The following is a 14,602-nucleotide window of genomic DNA, read 5'->3' on the forward strand; positions in this document are numbered from 1 at the left end:
GTAAACGCTTGTTTCATGCGCCTCTGTGAGATCGGATGATAATCAGGTCCGGTGTCCGTAAAACAGCATGAAGCGAGCGTTTCTACCGAAGACAAACCCGGTTCGGACGAAAAGTGCAAAACTATAGGGTATAAAATATATCACGGTTGAGGGATGATGTCAATTGATGACCAGCTCGCGCTTATGCACCCCGGTTTTTCAGATTGATTTGTGTTATAATTAATAGCGCTCATATTATCGTTAAGTGTAGCGGAGATCCGAGGAGGTCAGAAGAGCCTATTTCTCAGAGTTGGGAGGAGACAGGTAACAGGAAGCAGGAGGCAGGGAAAAATCTATATCCTTGTCTCCTGTTTCCTGCCTCCTGTCTCCTATCGGTGATACCGCTACACTCAAAGGAAATTTGAGCGTTTAATAGAGGTGATTCAGGATAGGGAAGGCAGTTGAAAAGGTTATGCCTAATCCCAGGTCGCCGGATATGCCGATGGCCGAGATACTCACAGCGACTATAACGAGGAGGATGTGAGATGGCAATTCTCAAGGATAGGGATCGTGAGACATTGCTGAGGGAATTTGAAAAACTCACCGGTAAGGTCAAGATCCTCTATTTCACTCAAGAGTTCGAGTGTGAGTTCTGTGAGATAACGGGCAATCTGTTGAGGGAGGTGGCGGATCTTTCGGATAAAATCGATCTGGAGGTATATGACTTCCAGAAAGATCAGGATAAGGTTGAAAGCTACGGAATAGATAAGATCCCAGCCGTGGTCGTTGAAGGTGAGAGGGATTACGGCATCAGGTTCTTCGGCGTGCCCACCGGATACGAGTTCGCCTCGCTGATCGAGGATATATTGCTCGTTTCGAGGGGCGATCCCGGCCTTTCGCCCAAAACCCTGGAGCAGATATCGGGGATCGACAAGCCGGTTCACATCCAGGTTTTCATAACGCAGACCTGTCCCTACTGCCCGCGGGCGGTGATCCTGGCCCATAAACTCGCCATGGCTTCAGATCTTATAAGGGCCGATATGGTCGGGGCGATAGAGTTTCCGCACCTTGCCAACAGATATCGGGTCTTCGGCGTGCCGAAGATCGTCGTGAACGAGGAACATAGCTTTGAAGGGGCGCTTCCCGAACCCCTTTTCGTGGCGGAGGTGTTGAAAGGGATTGGACGATAAGGACCGGATTTTCATGAAAAAGGCGCTGGAGCTGGCCGCGAGGGCCAGAGGCCGAACCAGCCCCAATCCGATGGTCGGCGCTGTCATCGTCAAGGACGGCTGTATCGTCGGGGAGGGATATCACGAGAGGGCGGGTCTGCCGCATGCCGAGGTGGTGGCACTGGAACAGGCAGGCGAGCTGGCGAAAGGAGCAACGCTCTACGTCACCTTAGAGCCCTGCTGTCACTGGGGCAGGACCCCGCCGTGCACGAGGGCCATCATCCGATCGGGCATAAAAAAGGTGATCGTCGCCACGCTCGATCCCAACCCCCTTGTCTCCGGAAAAGGGGTGGATGAGCTGCGACGAAACGGGATCGAGGTGGAGATCGGCCTGATGGAGGAGGAGGCTCGGAAACTCAACGAGTTCTTCTTCAAGCACATCACCACGGGTTTACCCTTCGTCATACTCAAGATCGCCATGAGCCTTGACGGGAAGATCGCAACCGCCACGGGTGAATCCCGATGGATAACCTCTCCCCAATCGAGAAGGATGGTGCATGGGCTCCGGGATCAGGTCGATGCCGTGATGGTCGGGATCGGGACCGTCCTGAAGGACGATCCCCAGCTGACGACAAGGCTGCCGGAGGGAGAGGGAAAGGATCCGATCCGCGTCATCTTGGACTCATACGCTCGAACGCCCCCAACCGCCAGGGTGATAAACCCCCGTAGCTCCGCCCCCACGATCATCGCCACAACCACGAAGGCCGATGGAGGAAAGATAAAGGCGTTGCGTGAGGCAGGCGCCGAGGTGGTGATCCTCAATGAGGATGAAGAGGGCAGGGTCGATCTGAAATCGCTTATGGAGTATCTCGGCGGAAGGTCTATCCAGAGCCTGCTGGTGGAGGGCGGATCAGAGGTGGCGGGCTCGATGCTCATGAAGGGGTTCGTGGATAAGGTGATGTTCTTCATCGCCCCGAAGATAATCGGCGGCGCGGATGCGCCGACGCCGATCGGGGGAATGGGCGTCCGAAGGCTTTCTGAGGCCATCACACTTAAGGAGGTCGAGGTGAAAAGGATCGGACCGGATATACTGATACAGGGGTATGTAGAGCGATGTTGATCGTAACCCTCCTTTGGCTCATCATGACATCGCCCCGGGAGTTCCCTATCTGCGACGCGCCGGGGGATCAGCTTTTCCCCTCAGCGGTGCTGGGCGAGGACGGGATGATCCTCATCTGGCTCGACGGCAGGGAGGGGAAGCCGACCCTCTTCGCACAGAAGATCGATCGAGAGGGGAGAAAACTCTGGAGGGAGGACGTTCCCCTTTGCAGATCGGGTGGGAAACTGTTCGCGCCACAGGCCGTCGCAGATGGATCAGGTGGAGCTATAGTTGTCTGGGTTGAGCTGAGAGGTAGGGACAAGGATATCTATGCCCAGAGGATCTCCGGCGATGGAAAGCTGTTGTGGGGTGAAAAGGGTAAACCGGTGTGCGTCGAGAAGGGGACACAGGATAACCTCATCCTGATCCCGGACGGGAGCGGCGGGGCGATCGTCGCATGGGAGGACTGGCGTAACGGCAATCAGGACATCTACGCCCAGAGGATCTCACACGAGGGCGATCCGGTCTGGAGCGAAAACGGCGTGCCGGTCTGCACTACCGCTGGAGGTCAATACGATCCCTTCTCGGCAGCGGACGAAGAGGGCGGAGCGGTGGTCGTGTGGTGGGATATCGCGGGGGATAGATGGGATATCAGAGCGCAGAGGATATCGAAGAGGGGTGAGAGGATGTGGGACCCCGAAGGGGTGCCGGTCTGCAGGGCGGCCGGTGGCAGAGGATCGCCCAGGGTGATCTCGGACGGTTCCGGCGGAGCCTTCGTCGTATGGGTGGATTACCGACGGGATAACGGCACTTTCAGAAACGGCGATATCTACGCCCAACACCTCGGTCCTGACGGGAGGATGTTGTGGGACGGGGGAGGGGTGGCGGTATGTGACGCTGACGGGAATCAACAGTCACCTATCGCCGTAAACGACGGCTCAGGCGGAATGGTCGTCGCCTGGTGGGACGAGAGGGACGTATATGCTGACGTCTACGCCCAGCACCTCGACGGCGATGGGAGGATACTCTGGGAGCAAAACGGCAAGCCGATATGTCAGGCTAGGGGAGTGCAGAAGGACGTGCATATAGTCCCCGCAGGAGATGATAAAACGGCGATATTCTGGAGGGATTTCAGGGAGGATTACGAGTTCCAGCCGGGGGATTTCATATTCGCCCAGTGTCTGAGCTTGAGTGATGGCAAGATCGGATTTCAACCTGACGGAATCCCCGTTACCAAATCCCCGGGCGAGAAACCGCTCCTCTCAGCGGCGTATGACGGGAAGGGATGGCTGCTTTTCGTCTGGAGCGCTAAGGTGAAGGAGGATAGCGATATCTTCGGAAGATGGCTCGACGTGAGAGCGAGGTGAAGATGCGTTCAACGTTCCAACGTTTAACGTTCAACGTTCACAGGATATTGCTCGTTTTTGTCCTTCTGACGAGCGGATGTAATCCCCTCTTCTGGCGGGAAGCCCCGAAACCCATCATCGATAAGGAAACGCTTGATCTCATCGGCCGATACTCGTCTCAGGCGCAAAAAGCGGCCAGCTCCGGCGATCTCAAACGGGCTGAGGAGCTGTATATGCGAGCGCTTGTCCTCAACCCGAACTCCGCCGAGCTTCACGCCAAGCTCGCCGGGATCTACGTCGCCCGAGATGAGATCGAGAAGGCGATAGATGAATTCCAGAGATCTCTCACCCTTGACCCCTCGAACGTCCCAAACAGAAATTACCTCGGCTTTCTCTACGAAAAGCTGGGCAGATACCGACGGGCGGCCGAGGAATACGAAAGCGCCCTTGAGGTGAATCCGAAAAACCTCTATGCCCTCATCCACCTCGGTCTTGCCTATAGACAACAGAGGAGGCTGCTTGAGGCGGAGGCCGTGCTTAAAACGGCGGCCAACTTAGACCCCGAATGCAGGAATCCCGACAGCCAAAACCTCTATAACTACCTCGGGCTGGTCTACCAGGACATGGGCAAATATGATAAGGCGATCGAGGCGTACAAAAAATCGATCCGGATCTCCCCGAAAGATACCTGGGCGCATAATCAGCTTGGAACCCTGTATGAGGCGTTGGGAAGGCTTTATGAGGCTCAGATGGAGTTCCTGGAGACGCTGAAATACGATCCCCAAAACGCCTTTGCGCTGGCAAGGCTGAGCGAGATCCAGCAAAAGGTTATAGCCGGCAGGATAAACGTTCAGCCGGTGGAGATCTCGCCCGCCGATGTCAGTTCCATCCTGAAGGGTGCACCATCGTCGGCCGATTACCCGGAGGCGGATGCCGTCGTGCTGCTCAATAAGTTCAGTCAAGAGGTGGGGAAAAACGGTCTCTCCCGATTTACCGTCCATCAGATCATCAAGATCCTCACCTGGCGCGGCGCCCGGAGATATGGACAGGTGGCGATCCCGTTCAACAGAAGATACCAGAACATAGGCGTCAACGTCGCAAAGACATACCTGCCCGACGGGACGATCCTCAAACCCGCAGATGATGCCTTCACGGACGTAACCCCCCCAGGGCTGACCGAGTTCAACCTCTTCTCGGACATGATGTGGAAGGTGATCACCATGCCGGGCGTAGCTCCGGGGGCGGTGATAGAGTATGAGGCGACCATAGAGGACATAAGGGGAAATCTGGTCAAGGGGAAGGTATGGTTCTGGGGAGGGATGAGCTTCCAGGGATATGACCCGATACTCAGATCGGAATACGACCTGAAGGTGCCCGATGGACAGCATATCTTCTGGAAATCCTATAACTGCGAGCTGAAACCCGATGTCAGGAGGGATAAAGGTTTCACCGTTTACACCTGGCGGTACGGCCGAAGCCAAGGCCTGAGGGATGAGCCCGGGATGCCGCCGACTGAGGAGATCGTCCCACGATTCAGCTTCTCATCGATAAAAAGCTGGGACGAGGTGGCGGGGTGGTTTAACGGCCTCATATCCGAAAAGAGGAAACCCGGGCCCCAGATCGTCCAGAAGGTCGAGGAGCTGACCGCCGGGATGGAGGACGAGGAGGAGAAGATCAGGGCGATATACGATTTCGTCGCCTCGAAGATACGTTACGTCGGGCTTGAGCTCGGCGAAGGGGTATATCAGCCTCATTCGGCAGGGGACGTGCTCGAAAACGGATATGGGGATTGTAAGGATAAGGTCGTCCTGATCCTGGCGATGCTGGATGTCATAGGGGTTAAGGGATACCCCGCCATGCTCAACCCCCGTCCCGGCGCCGATGCGGACGAATCCCTTCCCTCTCCCGGTCAGTTCGGCCATCTTATCGCCGTCCTCCCCCGGGAGAGCGGTTATCTCTGGCTCGATCCTACGGCCGAGACCTGTCCATACGGCGATCTGCCCTTCGCCGATCAGGGACGAAAGGCCTTTGTGATCAAGAGGGACGGAAGGTGGGAGTTCGCCGCGACCCCCATCTTCCCCGCCGAGCGAAACCTCTTGAGCTTCAAATGTCTGCTGAAGCTGATGCCCGATGGAGCCATTAAGGGTAGGGAGATCATCTCCTCAAGCGGCCAACAGGCCATGATCCAGAGGCTGGCTTATAGATACATACCGGAACACAGGCTGAGGGAGTTCCTACAGATGGATCTGGCGACCAGATATCCGGGGGCGAAGGTGGAGAAGGTTAAGACGAGTGATCCACATGAGATGCAGGATCCGTTCGAGGTGAACATATCCTTTTCGGCCCCTCAATACCCCATTCGCTCGGACGGCTCCTTCACCCTGACCATGCCGGGATATAGGTTTTCGGATATGGCGGCGATGGTGGCTAAAGAGAAAAGGAGGTACAGCCTCGATCTGGGTTATCCCTCCATCTATGAGAGGGAGGTGAAGATCGCCCTGCCGCGAGGGTTCGAGCCGAAGGATCTGCCCGATCCGATCTCGCTTGAAAACGATCTGGGCCGATTTGAAAGGGCTATCCAGAGGGTCGAGGGCAGCCTGGTATACCGGATGAGATTTGAGCTCGATGAGAGCATCGTGAACCCTCAAAAGTATCGTGAGGCCAAAGATCTGATTGAGACGCTCGCTCGCGAGGACAGAGTTGCTATCCTCATCAGGCGAACCGGATGGAAGGAGGCAAAGGCGCGATGAGGACGATCATGATCATCATCCTCCTGATATCCCCCGTCCAGACGGCTATAGGAGGCTGGGATTCGGTGGAGGAGGAGAAGCTGTTCCGATTTGCCAACTCCCTCTTCAAGGAGGGGGAATACAGGGCCGCGCTGGCGGAGTATAAGCGGCTCATCTTCCTTTACCCGAAGGGCGATCGGGTTGATGAGGCCCGTTACCGTATAGGGGCGTGCTATCAGAACCTGGAGTTGTACCATAACGCCATAGCGGCCTATGAGGCATATCTGGCGAGATATCCGAGATCGCCTTTGAGGGAACGGGCCAAGCTCAACATAGCGGAGTGTTATCTGCTGGCAAGAGAGAGGAAGGAGGCGAAGAGGAGGTTCGAGTTCCTGATCTCAAGCGCGGATGACGAGGTGGCGATCAGGGCGAGGTTTCTCCTGGGGCTGATGAGCGTCGAGGAGGAGGACTGGTCTGAGGCGATCAGATGGTTTCGTTCCATAATGAAGTTGTATCCCCACTCCGATCAGGCTTCCTTGGCGGGAAGCATGTACGATCTGGCACAGCGCGGCGCATCGCTTAAGAAACGATCTCCGCTCAAGGCCGCCTTGATCTCGGCGCTGTTGCCGGGGGTAGGCCAGATATACGGCGGAAACCTCTCAAGAGGGCTCAAATTCGCCGCCGTTTTCGGCCTGTCAACCGTAAGTAGCATTCGCTACGCTAGAGAGGGACACACGGCCCTTGCTGTCCATATGGGGCTGTTGGCGGGGGCGATATACCTGTGGAACATCAGAGACGCATCGGACGTCGCTAAGGAGAGCAATCTGTTCTCGCGATCCATCATTCTCAAGCGCATGAGAGATCAAATAGAGAAGGCGGGCGCCTTTAAACGATGATCCGACGGGGCGGGAACTTCATACTCATAAGCCTTGTGATCCTTACACTTGTTTCGATCTGTGTGGCCGATGAGGCGGACCGGAGCTTCAAAAAAGCCACCGAATACAGGCTCTCCGGGAAGCTCGAAAGGGCGATACAGCTTTACAGAAAGACCGTCGAAACCTCCAAAGAACCCCTATCGGAACACGCCCTATACCACATAGGGGAGATATCGGCGGCCTTGGAAAGATGGGACGAGTCGATCGCAGCCTTCCGTCTCTATCTGAGGAGATATCCTAGGGGCGTGAGAAGGAAGGAGGCGCTTCTGGGGCTCGGCGAAGGATATCTGAATGCCGGCCGATTTGACAAGGTCATCGAGGTCTATTCCGCTCTGCTTAAAGAGGGGTTAAACCCCGCCATGGCCCTGTTGAGGATCGGCAGGGGATATGAAGGGGTGGGTAAGTATAGGGAGGCGATCTCATATTACCGGAAGGTGATTGAGAGATATCCCTCCGCCTTTTACGCGGAATCGGCCATCTCCAGACTCGATGGCCTCGCGCGAAAGGGGAAGTTCCATTTCACACGGAAGGATCTCCTGTTGCAGGGGATAGCCCTCTATAGATCCGGCAAATACAGGGATGCCAGAAGGAGGTTTATAAGGATCAGATTGAGAAGGGGCGATTCCATATCGACGAAGGCGCTCTATTACACTGGAATGAGCCATATGGATGAGAGGAGATATAAGTCGGCCATCTCGATCTTCAACAAGCTGCTCAAATCCTATCCATATCCCGGATATGTCACCTCCGCTAGGTTCAGGATCGCTCAGTGTTACAGGCGACGCGGCTATAGGAGGGAGGCCGAGAGGAGGTTCCTCGATTTTGCGAGGCGATATCCGTGGAGCAGATGGGCCGATGACGCCTTATATGAGGCCGGATCGATACAGATGGAGGAGGGCAGATACTCCGCCGCGGCGTATACGTTTCGGAGATTGGCGACTAAATACGGCACGGGCAGACTTGCCGACGACGCGCTATGGCTGGCGGGATGGTGTGAGTATAAAAGACATAGGTACTCGAAGGCCCTTGAACCCTTCAGGGAACTTCTCCGGTCGCATTCCAAAAGCAGGTTCGCCTCGGCGGCCAGATACTGGATGGCGAGAATCTATGAGAGGATCGGCAACAGAGCCAGCGCCCTCTACCACTACAGGAGGTTGGCCGCCGATGATAACTGGTATTACGGGGTTAAGGCCAGGAAGAGGCTGAGGTCGATGGGGATGAAGGTGAGGGTTGATCCCAAAAGAAAAGCGAAATTGAGGGATTGGGATCTGAAACCCTTCCCGCGGGCGGACAAGCTCATCTCCCTCGGCGCCTATGACGATGGAGCGCGGGAGCTCACGGCGATATTACCCGGGAATAGGAACCTGCGAGCCCGGATCTACTACAACCTCTCGGTCTGCTACGGCAGAATGAAATCCTACCCTCAATCGATCAAATATGGAATATACCTCAGAGGAGTTCTGGGCGATTCGCCGGATGCGCTTAAACTCGCCTATCCGATGCCATATCGCCGGGCGATAGAGAGATGGGCCGCCGAATTCGGTCTGGACTCCGGTTTTGTGGCGGCGATGGCATATGAGGAGAGCAGGTTCGATCCGAAGGCGGTCTCCCCGGCCGGAGCGATCGGTCTGATGCAGATCATGCCTTCCACCGGAAAAAGCATGGCGAGGAGGCTTGGAATCAGGCGGTTCTCCTCCTCAAACCTCTTCAACCCCGAGCTGAACATCAGACTCGGATGTTATTACATCTCCCAATTGATGAAGACCTTTAAAGGACAACTTGAACTTGTGGCGGCAGCGTATAACGGCGGCCCAGGCAGGGTGAACGGCTGGATCAAGCGATTCGGCGATGAGGAGATAGATGAGTTCGTCGAGGATATCCCCTATCCGGAGACCCGAAGACATGTCAAGAAGACTATCGCCACCTACGAGATATATCGGACGATCTATTAACTCCGCCTCCGTATCAAGGACACGCGCCGGGATATACCCCTTCCGCGCTCGATTATGCCGAATCGTTAAAAGATCGCGCGCTGCCATCTTCGGGCTTGACACGGTCGCTCATCCTGATGATATAATTTCCCCTGTGAGAAACATCAAGGTTTAAGGAGGAGGGCGATGAGGAGGTTGATGGTGTTATCGGTAGTTTTGATACTCCTGTGTCTCACCACCGCATCAGGTCAGCTCATCCATTACGCCCAGAACTTCGATGACCTTAAGGAGGGCGATCTGGCCGGGCAGGATGGATGGGAGACCGGGCCGCCGGCCAATCAGCCGTCCACAAAGGTGACATCGGCTGTGAAACATGGAACTAAGGGGAAATCCATGGAGGTCAGCGCTAACCAGGAGGTCATCAGAACCTTCGACCCGATCATCAAAAAGGGCATCCATTTTCTCTCCATCTGGTTCAGGTTCGAGAACCCCGGCGTGTCGGATAACACCCTTCACATCTATATGGGGGAGGAGGTAAGGGAATGGAGGGCTGGTCCCGTCATCAGGATCGGAGCCCAATCCGGTGACTCGAACAAGGTCGGCGTGCACGACGGGAACACCGTGAAGCCTGTCGGAGATATCAAAAAGGGGCAGTGGCAGCATATATTCGAGGTCATCGACGTGGACAAGCAGATATATACGGTATATCTGGACGATGAGGTGATCGCCAAGGACTTCTCATGGCGTAATCCCGCTAACCATCACGGATTGGGCTGGCTCATGCTGGGGTTTGATCACGGGTCCGGCCTCATCGGATATTACGATGACATCGTCTTCGGAGAGGGCGATAAACTTCCCTCCCTCGCCGTCGAACCGACGGACAAGCTTACGACGATGTGGGCGCGGCTGAAAAGAACGAGATAGATTGAAACTCCCCGCCGACGGCGGGGAGCCTCTCACCTCGACCTAAAACCCCAACGCCTCAAGGAGGGAGAGGGCTATGACCATATGTCCGCTCGGATAGGGGTGAACCGGCTCGGGACAAAAATAATCCCGCGGACGATATCTGAGCTGTCTCTGGAATATCTCATGCGTCCTGACGTGAACGGCCTCGAATTCGGCGGCGAGTTTCCCAACGACCTCCAGATACTCAGGTATCAGCTTCAACACCTGGCTCTCGAACGATCCGGAGTCCGTATCGGTGCTGAGATAAAACGGGTCTATCAATATGAGCTTCGCCTTCGTCTTCTCCCTCGTTATGCTGAGGCACTCCCGGTATAACCTCTCATATCTATCGGGGGGAACGGCGGTTTCATCCCGGCGGAGGGTCCTGTGGAGATCGTTTATGCCCACTTTGACGGAAACCCAATCCGGATTATGGGCTATAACGTCAGTCTCCCATCGATTTCGCAGGTCCAATATGGTGTTCCCACCGATTCCCTCATTGAAGTATGTGATCTTCCTCTCGGGGTATCGAGCGGTGATGAGATCTATGGCGAACTTAACGTATCCGTTGCCGTAGGGGGCATGTTCGCCTCGCCTGCCGCAGTCGGTGATGCTATCACCGATAAAGACCACCTTCTCACCATCTTGAAAGACAAAACCACCCATAACCTCCTCCTTTCGACGTCGGGTTTCACCCGTAATTGAATCTGCCTTCAGAACCTGCTAAAATAGCATACATGACAGGGAAAACGACGTCAAGATCACGAGGTGTGGGATGGGGGTTATCACGTTAACCACCGATTTCGGCCTGATCGACGGCTACGTCGGGATCATGAAGGGGGTCATACAAAGGATCTGCCCGAAGGCGGTGGTGATCGATCTCACTCACGATATCCCACCTCAGGACATCCTGTCGGCGGCCTTTCTACTCCACGTCTCCCATCCGTATTTCCCCAAAGATTCCGTGCATGTGGCGGTCGTCGATCCGGGGGTGGGAACGGAGAGAAGGGCCATCGCCCTGCGAACCTCAAACGCCCTCTTCGTAGCTCCCGATAACGGCCTGCTCAGCTTCATCGTCGAAAGCGAAAATGTAGAGGAGGTCGTAGACCTGAATAACCCCAGATATTGGCTTCCGAAGGTCAGCGCCACGTTTCACGGCCGGGACATCTTCGCCCCCGTCGGAGCTCACCTAGCAAGGGGGGTGCCTCTGAGGGAGCTGGGACAACCTATAGATGTCGAAGACCTGATCGTTTTTCCCGTCCCCCGACCTCACAGGGAGAACGACGTGATCTTCGCCCAGATCCTATACGTGGATCGATTTGGGAATCTCACGATCGATCTGCCGATGGAAAGATTCAAGGAGAAAGGCGAGGAACTGCTGATGATCCGTCTGCCTGATGAGGCCCGGCCGTTGACACTTCATCCTCAGGATCTGACGATTCACCTTGTGGGATGCGAGATCAGCGGAATACGGCGGGCCTACGCTGAAGGGAGCCCCGGTAAGCCGATGGCGCTTATCGGCAGCGCGGGATATCTTGAGGTGGCCGTCCCCGGCGATAGCGCGGCGCGGCTGTTGAGCGTGAAGGTGGGCGATGAGGTTAAGGTGAGGATCGAACGCGCCCCTTGAGGGGAAACGCCGGCCTGAAACCGGCCTTTATAACCGATCCACCTGAGGAGAAATAACCGAAGTTCCCCGGAGATCCTAGGATTTTTTTGAAAAAGCTCAGCCTCACGCCTGAAATCTCCAACACCACTCCCCCATCATACTTTATCCCATCTTCAAGGGGAAGCTCGAATGGCAGCGGCTCGGGAGAAATACCCTCGGGTATCTTCCCCATCCTCTCCACCAACAGCTCCATCTTATCGGGTTGATACGGCAGCGAGGAGGGCACCTGTTCGTCAAATCGCATCAACGTGTTTATGAACCTGACAAATGCGATGGTGGGGTTATTCCTCAGATAATGCGGGAGAGAACTGGGATCATCGGGCAAGCCGTAGATCGTGATCTCGAGTTTCTGTTGTATCGTGTTAACCCTTAGCGTAAGGGAGGGCAATCCTCTGAGCGTTAGCCTGCCCTCCCTCAACTTTTCCTGAAGCGAGTAGACGTCAATTCGGAAAACCCCGGCCCTTCTGGCCTCATCCAGCAGCCTTTCAACCTCTCCTCGATTCAGCCTTGTTTCCCTCCACGAGTATCCTCCGATTTGCTTGTAGATCACCCGTCCGTCGCCGAAGAGGGTAAAGACGGGAACTTCCTCCATAAATCTCCTCTCCAAATTTCCGTTCCCGCTTTTCCGCCATAGCTGTATCACGATCTCATCGGGCGATTCGGCGTAGTAGATTCGGCCGATCGGTCTCGTTGTATTGACAGATTGAACCTCCCGCCTCCCGCTTACCCTTTTCATCACATCTCCGAGATGGCCTATCCCATAGATGACCATCACCAAGGCGAGGGCGATGAGGAGCGGTTTGAGGAACCTGTAAATGGCTGGATATCCCTCATCGGCCATATCTAACCTTCCGCTAAGGCGCTTTCAAGTATTCTGAGGATCAACTCGTCATATGGGATCCCGGCGCATTTCGCCTGGGCGGGCAGATCGCTGAGGTCCGTCAGACCGGGTACCGTGTTGACGTCGGTGACGAAGGGAGTGCCTTCGGGATCAACGCGTATATCCACCCTGGATACCCCCTTACAGCCAAGGGCTCTATGGGCCATGAGGGCGACCTCTTGAATTCGGTCGTATATCTCCCTCGGGAAGGGCGCCGGCAGGATGAATCGGGTCATGCCGGGCGTATACTTCGCCTCATAATCGTAGAACTCCCTCCTGGGAACCAGCTCCAGAACCGGAAGGGGATAGGCTCCCTCGCCCGTGCCCAGGATTCCGACCGTAACCTCCCTGCCGGGGATAAACCTCTCAAGGAAGATATCGCCGAATTGGATGAGGGTTTTTCTGACCGTTTCGAGCAGGAACGCCTCCTCCTTGACGATCGAGACGCCGAGGCTTGAGCCCTCGGAGGTGGGTTTGACCACGATGGGAAGGCCGATCCTTTTGATCGCAAGGCGGCACTGTTCGTTTAGATCTACGCCCGGGTCTATCACCATGAACTGAGGCGTCGGTATGCCGACGGAGAGGAAGATCCTCTTCGAGGCGACCTTATTCATCGCGAGGGCGCTGGCGAGCACGCCTGAGCCGGTATATGGTATGCTTAACGATTCCAGAAGGCCCTGGATAGCCCCGTCCTCGCCGCCTCTGCCGTGCAGGGCGATGAAGGCCAGATCGATCTTCCCGTCGATCAGCGATCGAACGAAGTCGGGGTCAGCGGGATCGATCTCCACAGCATCAAGCCCGTGGGATCGGAGGGCACGCAGGACGTTTCGGCCCGATCTCAATGAGACCGCCCTCTCGCCCGATGTGCCCCCCATTAACACTGCTATTCGTCTGCCCCTGAGCTTTCTTTTGATCTCCTCAAGCTCCATCCCTTCAGTAACCGCACTCCCTGAGATGTTGAACCGATTTCTCCATCCTCTCGAGCATCTGTTCCAGGGTGAGGTTTTCGCCCTTAATCCCCTCGATCTCGATCGTGAAAGGCCCGAAGAACCCCCTGGCGTTCAGCAGTTCTCTCACCTTCCTGAAGTCCACTATCCCCTCACCCAGGGTGGGGAAATACCAGGTTTTGGGTTGTCCGTTGGTGTCCTTCAGATGCACGCCCTCGATATAGTCCAGAACCTTCTTCATCTCCTCGATCCCATCCACGCCCTCATTATAATAGTAGATGTTGGCGGTGTCGAAGTTGATCCTGACGTTGGGGTGATTCACACCTTTCATCGTTTCGAGCGCCACATCGCCATTGGTGACGAGGTCCGGATGGGTTTCCATGATGACGATCACATCCTTCTGGGCCGCCACGTCGCCGATTCGGCGGAGCCTCTCGTAGACGATGGATTTATCGAGCCCGCCGGTATGGACGCTGGTGAATATCCGGCTTGCACCGAGACGACTGGCTACCTCGACGGCCACCTTGAATTGATCCACCACGGCCTCGTTCTTTATATCACAGGGAGCCTGTATGCTCCCGACCGACAGCCCATATCTGGAAAGCTCATCGAGCACCCTCTCCACGTCTTCGGCCTTTGGCATCGGTATCTCGACGTGTGTCACGCCGATCTGAGACAGGTGCTCATACGCCTTATCCCTGTATCTGCCATAGCTGGAGGGACGGCAGGATATGATGTTCCTCATCTCACCTCTCCTTTGTCTTTCATGATTTCATTCAGGGCCTTGACCTTTTTTTCAAGTCTGACGACCCTTCTGAAGATGTAGAAGAGGTATCCCATAAGGAAACCCCATATGAGCAGGTATGCAGAGATGAAGTATGCCATTTCGGCCTCCTCCCTTGCGGCTGCACCTTAAGTATTATACCACCCTTTACCCTTAATTGGAAGTTATTCTTTCGCCCTAATGATTCGGTGA

Annotated in this window: 13 protein-coding genes; 8 read left to right on the forward strand and 5 right to left on the reverse strand. The window is 55.5% G+C overall.

Features of this window, described 5'->3' with window-relative positions; genetic code table 11:
* Positions 1-524 precede the first annotated feature (524 nt).
* The 7 genes from J7M22_12195 to J7M22_12225 all read left to right on the forward strand — a co-directional run bounded on the left by J7M22_12195 (position 525) and on the right by J7M22_12225 (position 10,112).
* On the forward strand, positions 525-1,169 hold the full coding sequence (locus J7M22_12195) for a thioredoxin family protein (GenBank protein MCD6507366.1): 645 nt from the start codon (positions 525-527) through the stop codon (positions 1,167-1,169).
* A gap of 13 nt (positions 1,170-1,182) precedes the next feature.
* On the forward strand, positions 1,183-2,268 hold the full coding sequence (gene ribD / locus J7M22_12200; GenBank protein ID MCD6507367.1) for a bifunctional diaminohydroxyphosphoribosylaminopyrimidine deaminase/5-amino-6-(5-phosphoribosylamino)uracil reductase RibD: 1,086 nt from the start codon (positions 1,183-1,185) through the stop codon (positions 2,266-2,268).
* A complete protein-coding gene (locus J7M22_12205; protein MCD6507368.1) occupies positions 2,262-3,614 on the forward strand; it encodes a hypothetical protein in 1,353 nt (450 codons plus the stop codon). The genes ribD and J7M22_12205 overlap by 7 nt, the downstream gene beginning before the upstream one ends.
* Before the next feature lie 2 nt (positions 3,615-3,616).
* The gene (locus J7M22_12210; GenBank protein ID MCD6507369.1) at positions 3,617-6,343 is read left to right on the forward strand and encodes a DUF3857 domain-containing protein; all 2,727 of its coding nucleotides are present in this window, start codon (positions 3,617-3,619) and stop codon (positions 6,341-6,343) included.
* Entirely contained in the window at positions 6,340-7,218 is an 879-nt protein-coding gene (locus J7M22_12215) for a tetratricopeptide repeat protein (GenBank protein MCD6507370.1), read from the forward strand. The genes J7M22_12210 and J7M22_12215 overlap by 4 nt, the downstream gene beginning before the upstream one ends.
* Positions 7,215-9,209, forward strand: coding sequence for a transglycosylase SLT domain-containing protein (locus tag J7M22_12220; GenBank protein MCD6507371.1), 1,995 nt, complete (start codon positions 7,215-7,217; stop codon positions 9,207-9,209). The genes J7M22_12215 and J7M22_12220 overlap by 4 nt, the downstream gene beginning before the upstream one ends.
* A 165-nt stretch (positions 9,210-9,374) precedes the next feature.
* On the forward strand, positions 9,375-10,112 hold the full coding sequence (locus tag J7M22_12225) for a hypothetical protein (protein ID MCD6507372.1): 738 nt from the start codon (positions 9,375-9,377) through the stop codon (positions 10,110-10,112).
* A 42-nt stretch (positions 10,113-10,154) separates the two neighbouring features.
* Here J7M22_12225 and J7M22_12230 read toward each other — a convergent pair whose 3' ends face one another.
* Positions 10,155-10,799, reverse strand: a complete 645-nt coding sequence (locus J7M22_12230) for an SGNH/GDSL hydrolase family protein (GenBank protein MCD6507373.1) — start codon at positions 10,797-10,799, stop codon at positions 10,155-10,157.
* A 109-nt stretch (positions 10,800-10,908) separates the two neighbouring features.
* On the opposite strand from J7M22_12230, the gene J7M22_12235 reads away from it, so the two are divergent.
* Positions 10,909-11,760 carry an SAM-dependent chlorinase/fluorinase gene (locus J7M22_12235; GenBank protein MCD6507374.1) on the forward strand — a complete coding sequence of 284 codons (852 nt, stop codon included), beginning with the start codon at positions 10,909-10,911 and terminating at the stop codon, positions 11,758-11,760.
* On the opposite strand, the gene J7M22_12240 is transcribed toward J7M22_12235, so the two are convergent.
* From J7M22_12240 to J7M22_12255, 4 genes are read right to left on the reverse strand one after another with little or no spacing between them, the layout of a single operon-like run.
* The gene (locus tag J7M22_12240) at positions 11,732-12,640 is read right to left on the reverse strand and encodes a hypothetical protein (protein MCD6507375.1); all 909 of its coding nucleotides are present in this window, start codon (positions 12,638-12,640) and stop codon (positions 11,732-11,734) included. The genes J7M22_12235 and J7M22_12240 overlap by 29 nt on opposite strands.
* Before the next feature lie 2 nt (positions 12,641-12,642).
* On the reverse strand, positions 12,643-13,608 hold the full coding sequence (locus J7M22_12245; GenBank protein ID MCD6507376.1) for a D-alanine--D-alanine ligase: 966 nt from the start codon (positions 13,606-13,608) through the stop codon (positions 12,643-12,645).
* 4 nt (positions 13,609-13,612) lie between these two features.
* On the reverse strand, positions 13,613-14,371 hold the full coding sequence (locus tag J7M22_12250; GenBank protein ID MCD6507377.1) for a sugar phosphate isomerase/epimerase: 759 nt from the start codon (positions 14,369-14,371) through the stop codon (positions 13,613-13,615).
* The gene (locus tag J7M22_12255; protein MCD6507378.1) at positions 14,368-14,511 is read right to left on the reverse strand and encodes a CcmD family protein; all 144 of its coding nucleotides are present in this window, start codon (positions 14,509-14,511) and stop codon (positions 14,368-14,370) included. Before J7M22_12255 ends, J7M22_12250 begins: the two co-directional genes overlap by 4 nt.
* Positions 14,512-14,602 lie beyond the last annotated feature (91 nt).

The sequence above is a fragment of the Candidatus Poribacteria bacterium genome (assembly GCA_021162805.1).
Classification (GTDB): Bacteria; Poribacteria; WGA-4E; order B28-G17; family B28-G17; genus JAGGXZ01.